The following is a 19,873-nucleotide window of genomic DNA, read 5'->3' on the forward strand; positions in this document are numbered from 1 at the left end:
GCCCCACCGACGGGGACCATAGCGGTAGAGAGTGCCGCAGCGGAATGGCGTGAGACACCCGGCTTCACGTCAGGCCACTGTCATATGCCGCTTTATGGAGCGCAGTTGGACAGGTAGGTCACCAGGGAGGGATGACGAAGGTCACGTCCACCCGGGGTTTGGTGGCCGATTTGCGTGGGCTAGGTCACGTGGTCCGGGTCTCATCTCCGCGCAATATGTAGCCAGATGGGTCGTATGGTCCGAATTGGCGCGGCTCGCATCCGGATGCCCCGGACCTCATGCGTCCGGCCGCACCACGCCCAGGATCGGCATCGAGCCCGCCCCCGCGATCGTCACGGTCCGCCCCGGCCGGGGGGCGTGGACCATGGCGCCGTCGCCGATGTACATCGCGACATGGCTGGCGTCGTCGAAGTAGATGATCAGGTCGCCGGGACGCATGTCCTTGACGTCGATGTGCCGCAACTGCCGCCACTGTTCCTGCGAGGTACGCGGGATGCCGTGGCCGGCCGCCGCCCATGCCTGTGAGGTCAGCCCGGAGCAGTCGTACGAATCCGGCCCCTCGGCGCCCCACACGTACGGCTTTCCTATCTGGGCCGTCGCGAACTGCACGGCCTTCTGGCCCTGCTCGGTCGCCGTGCCGCCGACCTCCTCGACGGCGCCCGAGTCCAGCCAGGCGTTCTGCGCCTTGTCGGCGGCCTCCTTCTCCAGCTGGGCCAGGCGTTCCTTCTCCTTCTTCTCCAGCTGGGACTCGAGCTTCTCGGCCGCCGAGATCTGCTTCTCGATCTCCTTCTGCGCCTCGGCCTTGGTCTTGCGGCTGGACTCCATCTTCTGCCACTGGGCGGAGGCGTCCGCGGAGTACTGCTCCATGTCCTGCTGGGTGCGGGTCAGTTCCGCGAGGAGCCCCTTCGTGGCGCGCTGCCCCTGCTGTACGCGGCCCGCGCCGTCCAGGAACGCCTGCGGGTTGTCGCTCAGCATCAGATGTGCCTCGTCGGGCAGTCCGCCCGTGCGGTACTGGGAGCGGGCCGCGGCGCCCGCGCGGTCCTTCAGCTCGTCCAGCCTCTCCCGGCCTTTGACGATCTTCTTGGCCAGCGCGACGATCTCGGCCGACTGCTTCTCGGCCTTCTCCTCGGCGGCGTTGTAGGCGTCGGTGGCCACGGCCGCGTCGTGGTAGAGCGCGTCCAGCCTCTCGCGGACGGCCTCGAGGTCCTTGCCGGGCTTGGGGGCCGGGGCCGGGGTGGTCGAGGGCGGTGTGGGGGTCGGCGACGGCGTGCCGGCCGGAGTCGGCGTACGGAGCGGGCTCGCGAACGCCATGCCGGGTGCCCCGAGCACGGTGACCGCGCAGACGGCGGTCACAGCCATCGCCAGAAGGCCGCGCTTGCCCCGTCCCATACCTCGTCCCCCAAACTGATTAACCGTCAGTAACATACGGCCGCCTGAGGGATCGTGCCATGGCACGGCGCAAAACGACAGGGGAAAGGCTTCCCTCGTTTCCCTCCCCGCTCCCTGCCCTTTTTCCTCCCCCGCGGGGCGATCTCCCCACCTGCTCCCCGCCTGTGTGACGAACGACTCACGGAGATCGTTCCCGGCAGGTCAGAGAGGGCGGGCAGCGTGCCGGCCGGCGTCAGGCGCGCGGCGCCAACGCCCCCCACGGCACCGTCACTTCCCCCTGCCGCCAGCGCACCGGCCCGTCCGTCACGGGCCAGTCGGCCGTGAGGTCCCGTACCGCCCTGATCCAGCGCTGGCGGGCACCGTACGAGGCGTAGGGCGCGGCGGCCGCCCAGGCGCGGTCGAAGTCGCGGAGGAAGGCGTGCACGGGTTCGCCGGGAACGTTGCGGTGGATGAGTGCCTTCGGCAGGCGCTCCGCGAGGTCCGAGGGCCGCTCCAGGGAGCCCAGCCGGGTCGCGAACGTCACCGTGCGCGGGCCCTCGGGGCCGAGCGCGACCCACACGTGCCGCCGCCCGATTTCGTCGCACGTCCCCTCGACCAGCAGCCCGCCCCGCGTCCCCCGTGCCGGGTCGGCCGGCGCGAGCCGCGCGCGCAGCCGCTCCCAGACCGCGGCGACCTCGTCCTCGTCGTACTGCCGCAGCACATTGGCGGCGCGCACGAGGTGCGGTCGTTCGGGGATCGGGATCTCGAAGCCGCCGTGCCGGAAGGCGAGCCCCTCGCGCGCGTACGGCCGCGCGGCCGCCACCCGGGCCGGTTCGATCTCGACGCCCACCACGCGCGCGTGCGGTGCGACCGAGCGCAGACGCGTGAGGAGTTCGACGGCGGTCCAGGGAGCCGCTCCGTACCCGAGGTCCACCGCGACGGGATCGCCGGCCCGCCTCAGCTCACCGCCGTGCGCCGCCGCGATCCAGCGGTCCATGCGACGCAGCCGGTTCGGATTGGTGGTCCCGCGCGTGACCGTGCCCACGGGGCGGGGGGCGGTGCGGGATGGCATGCGTATGAGGGTAGGCGGAGGAGGAGGGGAGTAAGCGGCGAAGCGCCACGTGACGCACGCCACGGCCTCTCGTGACACACCTCATGCTCGAACGGTTGAGCGAAGTCTGGTAATGCCCCGGCAAAAAATGCGACAGACGGAATGGCAACTGCTTCCTCCGGTGTTGCACCCCCTTGGAGGGCTGTCGGCCGGGTGTCGCCCACCCTCCTCCCGCCTGCCCGCAGCAAGGAGGAACGCCAGGTGAGCCACTACGCCAGCAGGCTCGGGCGTCGCTCCCCGGCGGCACCCTCGCGGCTGCGCCTGCACCGCCGCCCCCGCCGCGTCGCGATGCTCTCCGTGCACACCTCCCCCCTCCACCAGCCCGGCACCGGTGACGCCGGCGGCATGAACGTCTACATCGTGGAGCTCGCCCAGCGCCTCGCCGCCCTCAACATCGAGGTCGAGATCTTCACGCGGGCCACGACGGCCGCCCTCCCGCCTTCCGTGCAGATGGCCCCCGGCGTGCTCGTCCGCCACGTGGACGCGGGCCCCTACGAGGGCCTCGCCAAGGAGGAGCTCCCCGGCCAGCTGTGCGCCTTCACGCACGGCGTGATGCAGGCGTGGGCCGGCCACCGCCCCGGCTACTACGACCTCGTCCACTCCCACTACTGGCTCTCCGGCCACGTCGGCTGGCTCGCCGCCCAGCGCTGGGGCGCCCCCCTGGTGCACGCGATGCACACCATGGCCAAGGTCAAGAACGCCAACCTGGCCGACGGCGACACCCCCGAGCCCGCCGCCCGCGTCATCGGCGAGACCCAGATCGTGGACGCCGCCGACCGCCTCATCGCCAACACGGCGGAGGAGGCCGACGAACTCGTACGGCACTACCACGCGGACCCCGACAAGGTCGCCGTCGTCCATCCCGGCGTCAACCTCGACCGCTTCCGCCCCGCCGACGGCCGCGCCGCCGCCCGCGCCCGTCTGGACCTCCCGCAGGACGCCCTGGTCCCGCTCTTCGCGGGCCGCATCCAGCCCCTCAAGGCGCCCGACATCCTCCTGCGCGCGGTGGCGGTGCTGCTCGACGAGCGCCCCGAGCTGCGCTCCCGCATCGTCGTCCCCGTGGTCGGTGGCCCCAGCGGCAGCGGCCTCGCCAAGCCGGAGGGCCTGCAGAAGCTGGCCGCGCGCCTGGGCATCGCAGACGTCGTACGGTTCCGCCCGCCCGTCGGCCAGGACCAGCTGGCGGACTGGTTCCGCGCCGCGTCCCTCCTGGTCGTCCCCTCCTACAGCGAGTCGTTCGGCCTGGTCGCCATAGAGGCACAGGCGACCGGCACGCCGGTGCTCGCCGCCTCCGTCGGCGGCCTGCCGGTGGCCGTACGCGACGGGGAGACCGGCTTCCTCGTCCAGGGCCACGAACCCGCCGCCTACGCGCGCGTGCTGGCCGATTTCGCCGACCGCCCGGGGCTGGAGTCCCGTATGGGCGCGGCCGCCGCCCGGCACGCCCAGTCCTTCGGCTGGGACACCTCGGCCGCCGCCACCGCCGACGTCTACACGGCCGCGATCCAGGCCCACCGTCGTCGCGTACGCTCCCACCATGGGTGATGTCGAGAAGACCGCACAGCTCATCGAGGAGTTCCTGGCGGACGCCGAACTCGAGTGGGAGAGCCCCGGCCCCGGCACCTACGTCGTCCAGCTCCCCGGCACCCGCAAGCTGAAGACGACGGTCTCCCTCCTGGCGGGCCGCCACTCCCTCTCCTTGAACGCCTTCGTCATCCGCCACCCCGACGAGAACGAGGCGGGCGTCCACCGCTGGCTCCTGGAGCGCAACCTCAAGCTGTACGGCGTGAGTTACGCCGTCGACCACCTCGGCGACGTCTACGTCACCGCCAAGCTCCCCCTCTCCGCCGTGACCCCCGACGAGATCGACCGCCTCCTCGGCCAGGTCCTCGAAGCCGCCGACGGCGCCTTCAACACCCTCCTCGAACTCGGCTTCGCCACCGCCATCCGCAAGGAGTACGCATGGCGGGTGTCGCGCGGCGAATCGACCCGCAACCTGGACGCGTTCGCGCACCTGACGCGGCGGGCCGGGTCGGGGGAGTGAGGCGAGCGCCGACCGCCTGACCCCGGGCCGGCGGCCGGCCCGGGGTGCCTGACCTGATCAAGCGAGCCGGGTCACTCGGGACGGGACGGCTCGGGGTCGGGTCGGTCGGGCTTGTCGAGCTGATCGGCGAAGGCACGCAGCGCGTCGGCCAGTTCCTTCTTCGTGGGCAGCTGGTCGACCTTCCGGTCGAGTTCCGTGATGCGCCGGTTGATCTCGTCCAGGTCGGCCGGCGGGTTGCTGGGGTCGGGGGCGCCCGGGTCGTCCGACGGTGTCGGCGGGTCGCTCACATCGGTGGTCGGGCTGGGCCAGGGCTGGCTGGGGTTCGGGCTCGGCACGTCGCCGCTGCTTCCGTCGCCTCCGCCGCTGCTTCCGACGGTGCCGCCACTGCCGCCGTCGGGCTGGTCGCCCTGCGGTTCGCTGTACGAGGAGCTCGGTTCGGGCGACGGACTCCCGTTCGACGTGGCCGCGAGGGCCACGCCCACACTCAGGGCCACCAGGGCCGCCGCCCCCGCGACGGCGGCCGAGGCACGCCGGACCCGCAGGGTGCGCCGGGCGGACGAGGTGGGGGACTCCTGCGGTTCGTGTACGCCTTGTGAGTTCTGTGTCTCATCCATGAATACGACGCTATCCGCCGGTCCTCAGCGGACGTACGGCTTCCGCCGATCCCCGTACCTCCCCGGCGTCACCCCCACCACCTTCCGGAAGTGACGGGTGAGATGGGCCTGGTCGTAGAACCCGGCCGCCGCGGCCACCTCCGCCGGGGGCCGCCCGTCGAGCAGCAGCCGACGGGCCAGGTCGACGCGGCGGGCGGTGAGGTACTGGTGCGGTGCGATGCCGTACGCGCCGCTGAACGCCCGTACGAGATGGGCGGGATGGGCCTGGACGACATCGGCGGCCCGCTCCAGGGAGATGCCCTGGACGACGCACGCGTCCAGGAGTTCGCGCAGCCGGCGCGCGAGGGCGGGGTCGGGGCGCGGGGCCCCTACCGTGCGCCGGAAATGATCCCGCAGCCGTTCCCCGATCAGCGTCAGCCTGCTGTCCGCCTCCAGTTCGTCGCCGGGCCGGGCCAGCACCGCGTGCAACTGGCCCACCCGCCGCCGCAGTACGGGATCCCTCAGGTCGGGCGCGTCGACGGCGGGCCCGATGAGGTCGTCGGTGAGATGGGTGGCGTCGAGGTAGAGAACCCGCTTGCGGAAGCCGTGCGGGGTGGCGGGCGAGCCGTTGTGCGGGACGTGCGGCGGCAGCAGGGACACCGTGTCGTGCGGAGTGCCGTGCTCGTGCCGGTCGAGGTCGTACCGTACGGCGCCGTCGTCCACGATGAGCAGCGTCCACGCCTCGTGCACGTGCATCGGGTAGGCGTGCTCGGTGAAGTGGGCGTGGAAGACCTCCACGACACCCGGGATCCGGGGGCGCCAGGCGGAGACTTCCTGGTGAGCCGCTGGGTTGGCCGCCATGCAAAGAACGTACAAGACGGTGTCGTACGACGGTCGGCAGTCTCAGTGCATGAGCACGACTACGACCACGACTTCAACTGCGACCACGACCACGAGCACTGAACCGATCCGCTTCGACACCAAGATCGCCGTCCTGCTGAGGGAGGACCTGGAGCCCTGGCAGCGCCTGAACGTCACCGCGTTCCTCGTCAGCGGCCTCGGCACGGCGGCACCCGAGGTGATCGGGGAGCCGTACGAGGACGCAGACGGCGTCGGCTACCTGCCGATGTTCCGCCAGCCGGTGCTGGTCTTCGAGGGCACGAAGGAGACGCTGACAGCGGCCCACGCGCGCGTGCTGTCCCGTGCGCTGCCGCGCGCGGTCTTCACGAGCGACTTGTTCACGACAGGCAACGACCGGGACAACCGGGCGGCCGTACGGGCGGTGCCGACGGGGGAGCTGGACCTGGTGGGGATCTCGCTGTACGGGCCGCGCAACGCGGTGGACAAGGTGTTGAAGGGGGCGCGGATGCATCCCTGAGGCGGATGCCTGAGGGAGTACCGGCGTCATGGCGTCAGGTCATGCCGGGCTGATCTCGGGCTCGGCGGACGTCTTCGGCGCCGGGGTGGCGGGCTCCTCCGCGGGCAGCCGCCGCATCAGGGCCGCGTACCCGACCGCGGCCACCGTGCCGATGACGGCGCACAGTCCCCACAGCCACTCCGCTCCGAACCGGTCGATGACCAGGCCGGACATCAAGGGCGCTATGAGGGCGGCGAGGCTCCAGGAGAGCGTGTACATGCCCTGGTACCGCCCGCGACCCCGCACCGGCGACAGGCGGACGACGAGGCCGGTCTGTGTCGGCGCGTTGAGCATCTCGCCGAGCGTCCACACGCACACCGTGAGGGTGAAGACGCCGACAGACCCGGCGAAGGCGGTGAGCCCGAAGCCGTATCCGGCGAGCAGGGAGGAGACGACGAGCAGCCGCCTGGGGTCCCGGTGCTCGATGAACCGGGTCACCGGGATCTGCAGCGCGACGATCAGTACCCCGTTGACGGCGATGGCGATGCCGTAGTCGGCGGGCGTGAACCCGGCGTCGCCCATGGCCACGGGCAGACCGACCGACCCCTGCTGGAAGATCAACGCGACGAGGAAGGACAGACCGACGACGCCCATGAAGCGACCGTCGCGCAGGACTGTACCGAGACCGACGTCGTCGCCGGCCTCCTTGGCGCCGCTTTCGGGGACCGGCCGGGACTCGGGCACCTTCAGGAAGACCACGACCGCGCACAACGCCGTCATCCCGGCCTCGATCAGGAACCCGGCGAGATAGCTGAACTCGGCGATGAACCCGGCGGCCATGGAGGAGACGGCGAAGCCGAGGTTGATGGCCCAGTAGTTGAGCGAGAAGGCCCGCACCCGGTCCTCGGGCCGCACGATGTCGGCCATCATCGCCTGCACGGCCGGCCGCGAGGCGTTCGACGCCATGCCGACGAGGAAGGCGACGCCGGCGATGGCGACGGGGTCGTGCACGAACCCCAGCAGTGCGACGGAAGCGGCCGTGGAGGCCTGCGCGACGAGCAGCGTGGGCCGCCGCCCGAGCCGGTCGGCCATGACGCCCCCGCCGAGCGACGACACGACACCGCCCAGCCCGTGCAACGCGGCGACGAGACCGGCGTAGGACGCGGAGTACCCGCGGTCGAGCGTCAGGTAGAGCGCCATGAACGTGGCGACGAACGCACCGAGCCGGTTGACCAGCGTGCTGGTCCACAGCCACCAGAACTCACGGGGGAGCCCGGAGACGGTCTCGCGGGCGGCACGTCTCAGGGTGGCGACGGACATGGCGGATCCCCCCACGGGTGTCAGCGGGTAAGCAGCTCAGGCGGTGATCACAACTTACGAGAGCGATGTTGTCGGAGGCCACTCAATTAACGATTTCCGTCAACTGACGGCTCGTGGCCCGCTGTTAGTCCGCTCCTCATGTGCCGCTGGTCCGCCGCTGGTCCGCCCTTCGGGCAGCCGTACCGGGCCCCAAAGCCTTGGATTACGCTCATACGCATGGCCGACGCACCGTACAAGCTGATCCTCCTCCGCCACGGCGAGAGCGAATGGAACGCGAAGAACCTGTTCACCGGCTGGGTGGACGTCAACCTCAACGAGAAGGGCGAGAAGGAGGCAGTCCGAGGCGGTGAGCTGCTCAAAGACGCCGGCCTGCTGCCCGACGTCGTCCACACGTCCCTCCAGAAGCGCGCGATCCGCACCGCGCAGCTCGCCCTGGAGTCCGCGGACCGCCACTGGATCCCCGTCCACCGCAGCTGGCGCCTGAACGAGCGCCACTACGGCGCCCTCCAGGGCAAGGACAAGGCCCAGACCCTCGCGGAGTTCGGTGAGGAGCAGTTCATGCTGTGGCGCCGCTCCTACGACACCCCGCCCCCGCCCCTCGAGGACGGCACCGAGTTCTCCCAGTCGGACGACGCCCGCTACGCGACGATCCCCCCGGAGCTGCGCCCCCGCACGGAGTGCCTCAAGGACGTCGTCATCCGCATGCTCCCGTACTGGTACGACGGCATCGTCCCCGACCTCCTGACGGGCCGCACCGTCCTCGTGGCCGCCCACGGCAACTCCCTGCGCGCCCTCGTCAAGCACCTCGACGGCATCTCCGACGCCGACATCGCGGGCCTGAACATCCCGACGGGCATCCCGCTGTACTACGAGCTCGACGCGGACTTCAAGCCGGTGACGGCGGGCGGGAAGTACCTGGACCCGGAGGCGGCTGCGGCGGCTATCGAGGCGGTCAAGAACCAGGGCAAGAAGAAGTAACGCGACGCCGATACGCCCCCGACCTGCGAGTTTCTCGCGGGGCGGGGGCTTTTTGGTGGGGCTGGGCAGCGCGCTCCACCTGGACGCCAGGAACCACGCCCGCTCCACGGTGTGTGGGGCGACGGCAGACGGGATGGGAGCTGGGTGGAGGTTGTTCGCGAGGCTTGAGGAGGGGGGTGGATGCCACGGCCTTAAGCTCACAGTCCCGAGGCGAACCCGGGGACCTTTGTGCCCACCCCCCTTGACCGCGGACCTCAAGGGTTCTCCGACCGGTCTTGACGAGCAAGCTAGCAAGAGGCACTGACAGTGGCCGAGGTCGGCCTGGGTTCGTTCGTCGCGGAGCGGCCCGGTAAGGCTGACGCCGAGGAAGAGGCGTAGCAGGGCACCTTCAGCCCAGGGCCTTCGTCACCTCGTAGATGGTCGGCCGGTCCTTCGGAGCATGGCTGAGCATCGCGTCGAGCAACTCGCCCAGCTCTCCGGGCGCGTTCACAGGTCGGCGCTTGCCGCTCGCCAGGGCGGGTTGACGTGGTTTCAGGTTCACTGGTTCGGCCGCTGCCTGGTCGGTGACCCGACCTGCGCTCATGGCGCGGATCGGGGGCGTTTTCACGGCCTGGGCCCACTGTGGGCCCTCAATGCGCCGGGTCCCGCGGCGGCCCAAGTGCTTCACCGAGCGCCTTCCTGGCGCGGTCCCGGCTGCTGGGCATGAGGTGGGCGGCCTACGCCTTCAGCGTCAGTCCCGGATCGGCGTGCCCCAGGTATTCGCTGACGTACCTGGTGCTGCGCGGGGTGCGCGGCGTGTGAGACGCCGGATACGTGAAGTTTACGGCCGGGACGCAGGGGTGAGACCGGTCCGCCCCACCATCGCAATACCTGTCGCTCGACAGGTATACCTCTATGGATTCGGAGGTGCGGTGATGAGACGGTCCGGGTTCACCGCGACAAGCCTTGCCGGTGGCATCGCCAACGGTTCCGCTCCTGTCGGCTATCAGCAGGAACTGCGCCGTGGCGTGGGCAGTTTCGCGTCATTCGCCGCGGGCTTTTCGTTCGTGTCGATCCTCACCACGGTCTTTCAGTTGTTCGGCCTCGGTTTCGGTCTCGGCGGGGCGGCGTTCTTCTGGACGTGGCCGCTGGTGTTCGCGGGGCAGATGCTGGTCGCGCTGTGCTTCGCCGAACTCGCGGCGCGCTGGCCCATTTCCGGGGCGATCTACCAGTGGTCGAGCCGGCTGGCCGGTACCACGGTGGGCTGGTTCGTCGGCTGGGTCATGATCATCGGTCAGGTCCTCACCGTGGCGGCGGCCGCGATCGCCATGCAGGCGGTACTGCCGGGCATCTGGTCCGGGTTCCAGATCGTCGGGGGACCGGGCGCCGATCCGTCGGTCGTGTCACCGACCGGCGCGCACAACGCGGTCCTGCTGGGCTGTCTGCTGTTGGTGATCACCACGGTGGTGAACATCCTCGGCATCCGCCAGATGGCTGCCGCGAACAGCATCGGCGTCGCCGTCGAGATCGCCGGCGTGATCGCACTGGTGCTGGTGCTGTTCTTCCTGCCCGAGCGGGGTCCGCAGGTGGTGGCCCACACCACCGGCTGGACCGGTGGCGGCGGCTACTCCGGGGCCTTCCTGGCGTCTTCGCTGATGGCTGCGTACGTGATGGTCGGCTTCGATTCCGCGGGTGAGCTGGCGGAGGAGACCCACAGCCCGCGCCGGACCACTCCCCGGACCATTCTGCGTGCGCTGGTCACCTCGGGCGTCGGCGGCGCACTGCTGATCGTGTCCGGGCTGATGGCGGCGAGAAGCCTGACCGACGGGAACCTGGCGGCCGGCGGTCTTTCCTGGGTGCTCACGGACCGGCTCGGAGGGACTTTGGGAAGGCTGCTGCTGTGCTGTGTCGCGGTCGCGGTGTTCGCCTGCACGCTCGCCGTGCAGACTTCCGGCGCACGGATGATGTACTCCATGGCGCGCGAGGGCGCCCTGCCGTGCCACCGGTACCTCGGCAAGGTCTCGGCCCGCACCGGTACGCCGATCATCACGTCGATCGTGGTGGGTGCGGGCGCCTCGATCGCCCTCTTGGTCAATTTCCGCCAGTCGGCGATCTTCACCGCCCTCTCCAGCCTGTGCATCGCCATGCTGTACCTGGCCTATCTCGGGGTGACCCTGCCGCTGCTGATCGCCCGCCTCCGGCACCGGCGCACCGGCCGGCTGCCGGCCGGTGTCGACGAGACGGGCCGGCCGCTGTTCTCGCTGGGCCGCTGGGGCACCGTGGTCACGGCGCTCGCCGTGCTCTACCAGGTCGGCATGACGATCAACCTGCTGTGGCCCCGCGCAGAGATCTACGACCTCACGGGCGGTACGTGGTGGCTGCGGTGGAGCGCCTTGCTGTTCATCGGGCTCAGTCTCGCCTCCGGTGCCGCCTACTTCCTGGCCCGCGGGCTGCACCGCCGGATCGAGCTGAGGCACGTACCCCACACGCACATCGAGCCGCCCGTCGAAGCCGTCGCCGAGCCCGCCTGACGCTGCGGCGGCCGGGCGCGCACCCAGCGCACGAGACGGGACCGACAACACGCCCACGAAGGGGTTACGGGACATCCATGAGCACGGCCGAAGAGTCGCCGGCCACCGCGCCGCACGACCAGCACCCCACTGAGCAGCCCACCGGGCGGGCCCCCGCCCGTGTCCGTGATCTGCACCTGACCGAAAGTGTCCACAGCGCCCGGGACGACGCCCGTGCCCAGGGCGGGCAGGCCGGCGAGTGGATGCCGTACCTTCCCGCGTCCAGCAGCCCGTACTGCCCGCCGGAGGTGGATCCGGCCGCGCTGGTGTGGGCGGAGACGGTGGCCCCCGGCGGCTACACCCACAAGGTGCTCGCCCGCGGCACCCGGCTGCGCCTCGACGACCCCACGGGTGACGCCTGCGGCCACCTGCTGCTCTTCAACGCCCTGGAACCGGTCGAGCGGCTCAACGTCGCCGACACCCAGAAGATCCCGTGGCGGGCCTACCTGGGGGAGAACCACCCGCTGCTGTCCGGCGACGGACGGATCCTGGCCGTCGTCAGCGATGACTCCTCGGGCCGGCACGACGCCTTCTGCGGCACCACCACGGACGCCTGGAACGCGCGCAAGTACGGTGACGCCCGTCCTCACGGACCGTGTCCGTCCGGCCGGGGACTCTTCGTCAAGGCGGCCGCCAAGCACGGCCTGAGCCGGCGCGACCTGCCGCCGAGCGTCTCCTTCTTCCAGGGTGTGCACGTCGAGATGGACGGCACCCTTGCCTGGCGGGGCAGCTCGGGGGCGGGCACGTACGTCGAACTGGTCGCGGAGATGCCCCTGCTGGTGCTTCTCGCCAACGTGGCCCACCCGCTGGACCCGCGCCCCGACTACGTCGTCGGGCCGCTGCGGGTGCACGCCTGGCGGGGCAGCCCGACCGGCCCTGACGAGCCGCGGTTCACCGCCACGCCCGAGCTGCACCGGGCGTACCTCAACACCGTCGACTACTGCGAAGCCCGGGGGCTGTGACATGGCGATCACGCAGGCCGGCAACACCGTGACCACCCATCCGACAGCCTCGGGCGGCGCGGTCGCCTCCACCGTCCCGGTCGGCGCCGTTCACGCGGAAGGCTCCAAGCTGGACTGGGGAGTGAGCCTGGCCGAGGGAACTGTCGTCGTGGACGAGAAGGTCGCACCCAACGCGCCGTGGTCGGCGGTGGTGAGGAAGGGACACGTCCTGACCATCGTCGACGTCGGCGGCAACCAGTCCGCCGACTGTCTGCTCTACGACGCCGACGACCCCGAGGAGCGCTACAGCGTTCCCGACACCCTGGCCTGGCAGGGCAACGCCTACGTGCGCACCGGCACCGTGCTGCGCAGCAACGAGGGCCGGCCGCTGATGACCGTCGTCGGCAACGAGATCGATCGCCAGGACACCATCGGCGGCGCCTGCGGCAAGGAATCCAACACCCTGCGCTACGGCCACCATGTGATGTTCCATCACGGCTGCCGGGAGAACTTCCTCGCCGAGGCATCCACGCACGGCCTCGGGGCCCGGGACATCGTCTCCAACCTCAACTGGTTCATGAACGTGCCCGTCGAGGCGGACGGGGCGCTGGGCATCGTGGACGGCATGTCGGCGCCAGGGCGCCGGGTCGCGGTGCGCGCCGAGACGGATGTCCTGGTGATGGTGTCGAACTGCCCGCAGATGAACAACCCGTGCAACGACTTCAACCCGACCCCCCTTCGGATGATCGTCGTCGACCCGGGCAGCGCCGGCAGCCCGGCAAGCCTTGTGACGCAGAGCCCGCGGTCCGCATCCACCGCGGGGGGCGCCGCGTGATTCGCCCCACCGCTGTCCTCGTCGCCAACCGCGGGGAGATAGCCCGCCGCGTCATCCGCACCGCCCGGAAGATGGGCCTGGACACCGTCGCCGTCTACTCCGACGCCGACCGGGCCGCCCCGCACGTCCGCGAGGCCGATCACGCGGTCCGTCTCGGCCCGGCCCCCGCCCGCGATTCGTACCTGCGCGGCGATGCGATCATCGAAGCGGCACTCGCCCATGGCGCAGGCATCATCCACCCGGGCTACGGCTTCCTCTCGGAGAGCACCGCCTTCGCCCGTGCCGTCGAGGAGGCCGGCCTGCGCTTCGCGGGCCCGACCGCCGACCAGATCACCGCCTTCGGTGAGAAGCACACCGCACGGGCTCTGGCCGAGGCGGCCGGAGTCCCGTTGCTGGCCGGGACGGGGCTGCTCGGATGCGCCGAGGAGGCCGTCACCGCCGCCGAGTCGATCGGGCTGCCGGTGATGGTCAAGGCCACCGGCGGTGGCGGCGGCATCGGCATGCAGGCGTGCGCCACCACCGAGGACGTCCGCGAGGCCTTCGCCCGCGTCGCGGCGCTCGCCGAGTCCAACTTCGCGTCCGCCGGGGTGTTCCTGGAGCGCCTGGTACGCCCGGCCCGCCACGTCGAGGTGCAGGTCTTCGGCGACGGCACCGGCCGGATCGCCGTCTTCGGTGACCGCGACTGCTCGCTGCAGCGCCGCAACCAGAAGGTGATCGAGGAGGCCCCGGCCCCGGCCCTGCCCGGTCGTGTCCGCGCAACTCTGCACGACTCCTCGCGCCGGCTGCTCGCCTCGGTCGGCTACCGCGGCGCCGGGACCGTGGAGTTCGTCTACGACCCGGTGCGCGAGGAGGCCGCCTTCCTGGAGGTCAACACCCGCCTGCAGGTCGAGCATCCGGTGACCGAGGAGGCGTTCGGCGTCGACCTCGTCGCCCTCATGCTCACCCTGGCCCGCGACGGCCGGGTCGACGACGCGGTGTTCGAGCGGGAGTGGACGCCCACCGGACACGCCGTGGAGGCCCGGGTCTACGCCGAGGACCCCGACAAGAACGCGCAGCCGTCCTCCGGCCTGATCACCCGGGCGGTCTTCCCCGGCCAGGGCACCGACGAGATGCCCGGCGTCCGTGTCGACGGCTACGCCGAGACCGGCCTGGAGATCTCGCCGTACTACGACCCCCTGCTCGCCAAGGTGATCGCGCACGGCGTCACCCGCGACACCGCGTTCGACGCGCTCGGCGAAGCCCTGGCCGCCAGCCGGGTCGACGGCATCGTCACCAATGTGGGCCTGCTGCGCTCGCTGACCGCACGGGAGGAGGTGCGCCGGGCCGTACACCACACCAGCACCCTCGCCACCACCGCCGACCCCGAGCCGCGCGTGGACGTCCTGGCGCCGGGCGCGATGACCACCGTCCAGGACCTTCCGGGCAGGCTCGGCTACTGGCACGTCGGCGTGCCGCCGAGCGGACCCTTCGATCCGGTCTCCTTCGCCGAGGCCAACCTGGCCGTCGGCAACCCGGCCGGGGCACCCGCACTCGAGGTCACCGCGGGCGGGCTGACCCTGCGCTTCTCGGCCGCCACCGTCGTCGCCGTCACCGGCGCCCCCGTCCCGGTCACGGTGGACGGCACTGAAGCCGCGCTGTGGGAGCCGGTGCCGATCCCGGCCGGCGCCACCCTGCTCCTGGGCACATCCGCAGGTCCCGGCCTGCGCAACTATGTGGCCGTCCGGGGCGGCATCGACGTACCCGCATACCTGGGCAGCGCCTCCACCTTCACCCTCGGTGGCTTCGGCGGGCACGGCGGCCGGGCACTGCTCGCCGGAGACGTTCTGCGGCCCGGAGCCTTTGTGACCACCGGCGGCGGCCCGACCCCGGTCGAGCGCCGTCCCGCGATCACCTCGCACTGGCGGATCGGTGTCACCGAAGGACCGCACGCGGCACCGGAGTTCTTCACCCGCGAGGACATCGACACCCTCTACGCCACCGACTACAAGGTGCACCACAACTCCGCCCGCACCGGCATCCGCCTGATCGGGCCCAGACCGCGGTGGGCCCGCCAGGACGGCGGCGAGGCAGGGCTGCACCCCTCGAACATCCACGACACGCCGTACGCGGTCGGTGCGCTGGACTTCACCGGCGACACGCCGATCATCCTGGGACCCGACGGGCCGTCCCTCGGCGGATTCGTCTGCCCCGCGGTGGTCGCCAGCGGCGAGCTGTGGAAGCTCGGCCAGCTCCGCCCCGGCGACACCGTCCGGTTCGTGCCCGTCAGGGAGGCCGAGGCGGCCGCCCTCGACGCCCGTCGCGCCTCGCCCGCGCTGATCAGCAGCGGCGGAGACGGCGACGACGGCGTACTGGGCCGCCTGCAGGCCACGCAGGAACGGCCCGAGGTCACCTACCGCCGCGACGGCGACGACAACGTCCTGGTCGAGTACGGCCCCATGGTGCTCGACCTCGGCCTGCGGATGCGGGTGCACGCCCTCCAGGAGACCCTCGCCGCACACGCGCCCGACGGCGTCATCGACATCACCCCAGGCATCCGCTCGCTGCAGATCCACACCGACGCCCGCCGGCTGAAGGCCCGCGACGTGACCGCCCTCCTGCGTGAACTGGAGGACGAGGTACCGCCGACCAGCGAACTGGTGGTGCCCTCACGCACGGTGCGGTTGCCGCTCAGCTGGGACGACCCGGCGACCCGGCTGGCCATCGAGCGGTACATGGCCGGGGTGCGCGACGACGCCCCGTGGTGCCCGTGGAACATCGAGTTCATCCGCCGCGTCAACGGCCTGGAGACCGCCGACGACGTCTACCGCACCGTCTTCGACGCCTCCTACCTGGTGCTCGGCCTCGGGGACGTCTATCTCGGCGCCCCCGTCGCCACCCCGCTCGACCCACGGCATCGCCTGGTGACCACCAAGTACAACCCGGCCCGCACCTGGACCGCGGAGAACTCCGTCGGCATCGGCGGCGCCTACCTGTGCATCTACGGCATGGAGGGCCCCGGCGGCTACCAGTTCGTCGGCCGCACCGTGCAGATCTGGAACCGTTTCCGCAAGGGCGGCCTCTTCCAGGACTCCCCGTGGGCGCTGCGCTTCTTCGACCGCATCGAGTGGTACCCCGTCACGGCGGAGGAACTGCTCGAACTGCGTGCCGAGACCGACGCCGGCCGCGGTGCCTTCGACACCGAGGAGGGGACCTTCTCGATCGCCGAGTACAACGCCTTCCTGGCCGCCGAAGCCGACTCCATCGCCGCATTCCGCGAGCGGCAGAGCGCCGCCTTCGAGGAGGAGAAGGAACGCTGGCGGGCCGCCGGCGAGTTCGACCGGGTCGACGATCCCCGCCCCCCGGCCACTGACCCCGTCGCCCTCACCGTCCCGGACGGCACGGTCCCGGTCACCGCGCCGTTCACCGCGACCGTCTGGCAGACCGTCGCCGAGCCGGGCGCCGCTGTGGCCGAGGGCGACCCGATCCTCTGGCTGGAGGCGATGAAGATGGAGTCCAAGGTGAGCGCGCCCGCCGCAGGGACACTGCTGGAGATCTACGTCAAACCCGGTGAACAGGTAGCCCCCGGACAGATCCTCGCGGCGGTGAGGGCATGAGCGCCATGACACCCTCCGAACGCGTCGAGGCCGCCTACGACCGCATCCGGTCAGCCGACCGGCCCGAGATCTGGATCCACCTCAGGCCCCGCGACGAGGTGCTCGCCGAAGCGGCCGGGGTCGACCCGGCACTGCCGCTGGCCGGCCTGGTGGCAGCCGTCAAGGACAACATCGACGTCGCCGGCCTGCCCACGACCGCGGGCGCGCCGACCTACGCCTACCGGCCCGAGGCCGACGCCCCCGCGGTGGCACGGCTGCGCGCGGCCGGCGCCGTGGTGCTCGGCAAGACCAACCTGGACCAGTTCGCCACCGGCCTGGTCGGCACCCGCAGCCCCTACGGCGCGGTCCGTAACGCCTGGGACCCGGCCCGCATCTCCGGCGGCTCCTCCTCCGGTTCCGCCGTCGCGGTGGCGCTGGGCATGGCCGACATCGCGCTCGGCACGGACACGGCCGGCTCCGGGCGGGTGCCCGCCGCCCTCAACGGCATCGTCGGGGTCAAGCCCACCAAGGGCCTGGTGCCCGTGACCGGGGTGGTCCCCGCCTGCTACACCCTCGACTGCGTCACCGTCTTCGCCCGCGACCTGCGCCTGGCCCGCACCGCCGCGGAGATCGTCGAGGGCCCCGACCCCGCCGACCCGCTGTCCCGCACCGGCACCCAGCTTCCACCGCCACCCGCACGCCCCAGGGTCGCCGTCCCCGGCCCGCGGCACCTGGACGCCATGGCCGACGGCTGGCACACGGCCTTCGACACCGCGGTCGCCCGCCTGGCGAGCACGGGCGTGGAGATCATCGAAATCGACATCACCCCGCTGCTCCAGGCCGCGGAACTGCTCTACGGCGGCGCGTTCGTCGCAGAGCGGTACGCGGCCGTGGGCGGGCACCTGGAAAAGCACCGAGACCTGATCGGCACCGACCTCGACCCCACCGTCGCCTCCATCGTGCTGGCGGGCCGGGACAGGACCGCCGCCGACTGGGCCACCGACATCGCCCGGCTCGCCGCCCTCGGCGCTGCCGGACACGCGTTGCTCGACGGCTGCGCCGCACTCCTCACCCCGACCACCACCTGGCACCCCAGCCTGGAGGAGGTGGCGGCCGATCCGGTCGGCGCCAACGCCCGGATGGGACGCTTCACCAACTTCGCCAACCTGCTGGACTGCGCCTCGCTCGCCGTTCCCGCCGACTTCGTGGACGGCCTGCCCTTCGGCGTCATGCTCACCGGCCCGGCATTCTCCGACCGAGCCCTGGCCGCCCTGGCCGAGCGCCTCGCCAACCCCGGTCTCGACCTGTTCGTGGTCGGTGCCCACCTCACCGGCCAACCGCTCAACGCCCAACTGGTGCAGGCGGGCGGCACTCTGGTGGGCCCGGCACGCACCGCCGGTGGTTACCGGCTGCATGCCTTGGCCACCGAGCCGCCCAAGCCGGGCCTGGTCCGGACCGCCGCCCATGCCGGGCCGGACACTGGCACGGGAACGGGCGGTCATGGGGCAACAGGCGTCGAGGGCGAGATCTGGCGGCTGCCGGCCGCGGGGTTCGGGACCTTCACCGCCGCCGTTCCCGCACCGATGACCATCGGCACCGTGGAACTGGCCGACGGGCGACAGGTCAGGGGCTTCCTGGTGGAGCCGTACGCCGTCGAGGGCGCGCCCGACATCACCCGCTTCGGCGGCTGGCGAGCCTATCTGGCATCCGCGTGACAGGAAGTGGCCGAGGGGCTACCCGGGCGCCGGGTGCGGCCGGGTGCCCGTCGCCCGGGTGACAGGATGGGGGGATGACGACGACGCGTCCCCGCCAAGGCAGGCCCCGGCACACGCCGCCGTCCAAGCCCGGCACCTCGGCCCGGGAGCAGATCCTCGAGGCCGCCGGGGCGCTCTTCGTCGAACGCGGGATCGCCGCCACGAGCACCCGGATGATCGCCGAGCGGGTGGGCATCAGACAGGCCTCGCTCTACTACCACTTCGCCACCAAGGACGACATCCTCGTCGAGCTGCTGGCCACGTCCGTACGGCCCAGCCTGGAGATGATGGAGCGGATCCAGGCGCTGGCGCCCGAGCAGACGAGCGCGGCCGCGGCTCTCTACGCGATGGCAGTGATGGACGTGCGTACCCTGTCCAGCACTCCGTACAACATCGGCACGTTGTACCTGCTGCCCGAAGTGCAGGCCGAACAGCTCGACACCTTCCGTCAGGAGCGCGGCCGACTGCTGCAGAGCTACGGCACCCTCGGCACCCTGGCAGCAACCGAGGCCGTGGCCCGCAGCCTGCCCGCGGAACGGATCGGCGAGCTGCTCATCCAGCTGGTGGAAGTCGTCATTCAGATACGGCGTTCCCGGGCACCCGAAGCGGCCGACACGGACACCATCGCGTCCTCGTGCCTGAGGCTGTGCGGACTCGGCGAGCCGGCCGTGACCGCCGCCCGCGAGGAGGCAAGCATCCTGCTCAACCGCTTGACGGACATCGACCCCCACGAGTAATTCCCGGCACATCGCGGGCGATGCTCGCCCTGCGGTGGAACTGGTCAGGCTGTGCTCCCTTGGAGGGGCCGAGCGAGTCGGTCATCCAGGTTTCGTTGGTGTCGGCGAGCCGTAGCCATTGCTCCCGGCCGACGTTCTCCGGGCTGACCGGGCTCAGGCGGCCTGACACACCTCAACCGATCCGGTGTCCGTGCCGACGATTAGTGTTCGGCAACATCCGCAAGTCCGGAGGGGCAGTCATGGCTGAGGATCCGATCGACCTGATCCGCCTGGAGGGGCACGGCAACAGCGTCATTCTCCGGATCGCGGGGAAGGAGAAGCGGAAGCGTCCCACCGAGGCCGATGTCCTGGTCGGAGAGTTCCTGGTCGATACGCCCTTCGTCCGTGGCACCCTCAAGACCTGGGTCTTCCCCGAGGACCTGCGGCAGTGGCAGCAGGCCCTCGACTCGCTCGACGCGGGACAGGACATCGCCTGGCGCGAGGGGCAAAGCAGTCCGTGGCTGTTCATCGAACTCGACGAGGACGATGACCGGTGCGAGGTCACGATCAAGGATCCCTCAATGACCCTGACGACGGTGACGGTCACCGTCCCAGTGGTCGATGCCTGGTTCGACGACGCATACCGACGCCTTGACTTGGTCCGGGAGACATGGCCCATGACCGAGTGAACCATGGCCAATGAACGAGATCGCCAGCCTCATTGGGTCAGGGCTCGCAATG

Annotated in this window: 16 protein-coding genes and 1 pseudogene; 11 read left to right on the plus strand and 6 right to left on the minus strand. The window is 71.2% G+C overall.

The window, feature by feature from the left end; genetic code table 11:
• Positions 1-276: 276 nt before the first annotated feature.
• Positions 277-1,389 carry a C40 family peptidase gene (locus AC067M_RS10105; RefSeq protein WP_478696541.1) on the minus strand — a complete coding sequence of 371 codons (1,113 nt, stop codon included), beginning with the start codon at positions 1,387-1,389 and terminating at the stop codon, positions 277-279.
• Between the two features lie 232 nt (positions 1,390-1,621).
• Positions 1,622-2,440, minus strand: coding sequence for a class I SAM-dependent methyltransferase (locus tag AC067M_RS10110; protein ID WP_478696542.1), 819 nt, complete (start codon positions 2,438-2,440; stop codon positions 1,622-1,624).
• Positions 2,441-2,680: 240 nt separating this feature from the next.
• On the opposite strand from AC067M_RS10110, the gene mshA reads away from it, so the two are divergent.
• On the plus strand, positions 2,681-4,018 hold the full coding sequence (gene mshA, locus AC067M_RS10115; protein WP_478696543.1) for a D-inositol-3-phosphate glycosyltransferase: 1,338 nt from the start codon (positions 2,681-2,683) through the stop codon (positions 4,016-4,018).
• The gene (locus AC067M_RS10120) at positions 4,011-4,517 is read left to right on the plus strand and encodes a type III secretion system chaperone family protein (protein WP_478696544.1); all 507 of its coding nucleotides are present in this window, start codon (positions 4,011-4,013) and stop codon (positions 4,515-4,517) included. Before mshA ends, AC067M_RS10120 begins: the two co-directional genes overlap by 8 nt.
• Before the next feature lie 71 nt (positions 4,518-4,588).
• Here AC067M_RS10120 and AC067M_RS10125 read toward each other — a convergent pair whose 3' ends face one another.
• Together AC067M_RS10125 and AC067M_RS10130 are read right to left on the minus strand one after the other, a co-directional pair.
• The gene (locus AC067M_RS10125; protein WP_478696545.1) at positions 4,589-5,131 is read right to left on the minus strand and encodes a hypothetical protein; all 543 of its coding nucleotides are present in this window, start codon (positions 5,129-5,131) and stop codon (positions 4,589-4,591) included.
• 24 nt (positions 5,132-5,155) lie between these two features.
• A complete protein-coding gene (locus AC067M_RS10130) occupies positions 5,156-5,971 on the minus strand; it encodes a helix-turn-helix transcriptional regulator (RefSeq protein WP_478696546.1) in 816 nt (271 codons plus the stop codon).
• Positions 5,972-6,020: 49 nt separating this feature from the next.
• On the opposite strand from AC067M_RS10130, the gene AC067M_RS10135 reads away from it, so the two are divergent.
• Complete coding sequence (locus tag AC067M_RS10135) at positions 6,021-6,488, plus strand: DUF2000 family protein (RefSeq protein ID WP_478696547.1); 468 nt, start codon at positions 6,021-6,023, stop codon at positions 6,486-6,488.
• Between the two features lie 39 nt (positions 6,489-6,527).
• Here the strand turns inward: AC067M_RS10135 and AC067M_RS10140 are convergent, their stop codons facing one another.
• Positions 6,528-7,787, minus strand: a complete 1,260-nt coding sequence (locus tag AC067M_RS10140; protein ID WP_478696548.1) for an MDR family MFS transporter — start codon at positions 7,785-7,787, stop codon at positions 6,528-6,530.
• 216 nt (positions 7,788-8,003) lie between these two features.
• On the opposite strand from AC067M_RS10140, the gene AC067M_RS10145 reads away from it, so the two are divergent.
• Positions 8,004-8,765 carry a phosphoglyceromutase gene (locus AC067M_RS10145; protein WP_478696549.1) on the plus strand — a complete coding sequence of 254 codons (762 nt, stop codon included), beginning with the start codon at positions 8,004-8,006 and terminating at the stop codon, positions 8,763-8,765.
• 388 nt (positions 8,766-9,153) lie between these two features.
• Here AC067M_RS10145 and AC067M_RS10150 read toward each other — a convergent pair.
• Positions 9,154-9,282 (minus strand): annotated as a pseudogene (locus AC067M_RS10150) (protein kinase family protein); the annotation flags it as partial.
• 280 nt (positions 9,283-9,562) lie between these two features.
• On the opposite strand from AC067M_RS10150, the gene AC067M_RS10155 reads away from it, so the two are divergent.
• From AC067M_RS10155 to AC067M_RS10185, 7 genes are all read left to right on the plus strand, one after another.
• Positions 9,563-11,275, plus strand: coding sequence for an amino acid permease (locus AC067M_RS10155; protein WP_478696550.1), 1,713 nt, complete (start codon positions 9,563-9,565; stop codon positions 11,273-11,275).
• 77 nt (positions 11,276-11,352) lie between these two features.
• A complete protein-coding gene (locus tag AC067M_RS10160) occupies positions 11,353-12,276 on the plus strand; it encodes an urea amidolyase associated protein UAAP1 (RefSeq protein WP_478696551.1) in 924 nt (307 codons plus the stop codon).
• Position 12,277: 1 nt separating this feature from the next.
• Positions 12,278-13,090, plus strand: a complete 813-nt coding sequence (locus tag AC067M_RS10165; protein ID WP_478696552.1) for an urea amidolyase associated protein UAAP2 — start codon at positions 12,278-12,280, stop codon at positions 13,088-13,090.
• Positions 13,087-16,683: an urea carboxylase gene (gene uca / locus AC067M_RS10170; protein ID WP_478696553.1), complete on the plus strand. Its 3,597-nt coding sequence runs from the start codon at positions 13,087-13,089 to the stop codon at positions 16,681-16,683. Before AC067M_RS10165 ends, uca begins: the two co-directional genes overlap by 4 nt.
• A 5-nt stretch (positions 16,684-16,688) precedes the next feature.
• Positions 16,689-18,377: an allophanate hydrolase gene (locus tag AC067M_RS10175; protein ID WP_478696867.1), complete on the plus strand. Its 1,689-nt coding sequence runs from the start codon at positions 16,689-16,691 to the stop codon at positions 18,375-18,377.
• A gap of 74 nt (positions 18,378-18,451) precedes the next feature.
• Positions 18,452-19,153, plus strand: coding sequence for a TetR/AcrR family transcriptional regulator (locus AC067M_RS10180; protein WP_478696554.1), 702 nt, complete (start codon positions 18,452-18,454; stop codon positions 19,151-19,153).
• Positions 19,154-19,392: 239 nt separating this feature from the next.
• Positions 19,393-19,821, plus strand: a complete 429-nt coding sequence (locus AC067M_RS10185; protein WP_478696555.1) for a DUF5959 family protein — start codon at positions 19,393-19,395, stop codon at positions 19,819-19,821.
• The last annotated feature ends 52 nt before the right edge of the window (positions 19,822-19,873 follow it).

The sequence above is a fragment of the Streptomyces sp. NPDC043427 genome, assembly GCF_056436655.1.

Coding starts and splice junctions, on each gene's coding strand:
- AC067M_RS10105 (WP_478696541.1), bottom strand. CDS start 1,389: ATGGGACGGGGCAAGCGCGGCCTTCTGGCGATGGCTGTGACCGCCGTC.
- AC067M_RS10130 (WP_478696546.1), bottom strand. CDS start 5,971: ATGGCGGCCAACCCAGCGGCTCACCAGGAAGTCTCCGCCTGGCGCCCC.
- AC067M_RS10110 (WP_478696542.1), bottom strand. CDS start 2,440: ATGCCATCCCGCACCGCCCCCCGCCCCGTGGGCACGGTCACGCGCGGG.
- AC067M_RS10180 (WP_478696554.1), top strand. CDS start 18,452: ATGACGACGACGCGTCCCCGCCAAGGCAGGCCCCGGCACACGCCGCCG.
- AC067M_RS10125 (WP_478696545.1), bottom strand. CDS start 5,131: ATGGATGAGACACAGAACTCACAAGGCGTACACGAACCGCAGGAGTCC.
- AC067M_RS10185 (WP_478696555.1), top strand. CDS start 19,393: ATGGCTGAGGATCCGATCGACCTGATCCGCCTGGAGGGGCACGGCAAC.
- AC067M_RS10145 (WP_478696549.1), top strand. CDS start 8,004: ATGGCCGACGCACCGTACAAGCTGATCCTCCTCCGCCACGGCGAGAGC.
- AC067M_RS10165 (WP_478696552.1), top strand. CDS start 12,278: ATGGCGATCACGCAGGCCGGCAACACCGTGACCACCCATCCGACAGCC.
- AC067M_RS10160 (WP_478696551.1), top strand. CDS start 11,353: ATGAGCACGGCCGAAGAGTCGCCGGCCACCGCGCCGCACGACCAGCAC.
- AC067M_RS10120 (WP_478696544.1), top strand. CDS start 4,011: ATGGGTGATGTCGAGAAGACCGCACAGCTCATCGAGGAGTTCCTGGCG.
- AC067M_RS10140 (WP_478696548.1), bottom strand. CDS start 7,787: ATGTCCGTCGCCACCCTGAGACGTGCCGCCCGCGAGACCGTCTCCGGG.
- AC067M_RS10135 (WP_478696547.1), top strand. CDS start 6,021: ATGAGCACGACTACGACCACGACTTCAACTGCGACCACGACCACGAGC.
- AC067M_RS10175 (WP_478696867.1), top strand. CDS start 16,689: ATGACACCCTCCGAACGCGTCGAGGCCGCCTACGACCGCATCCGGTCA.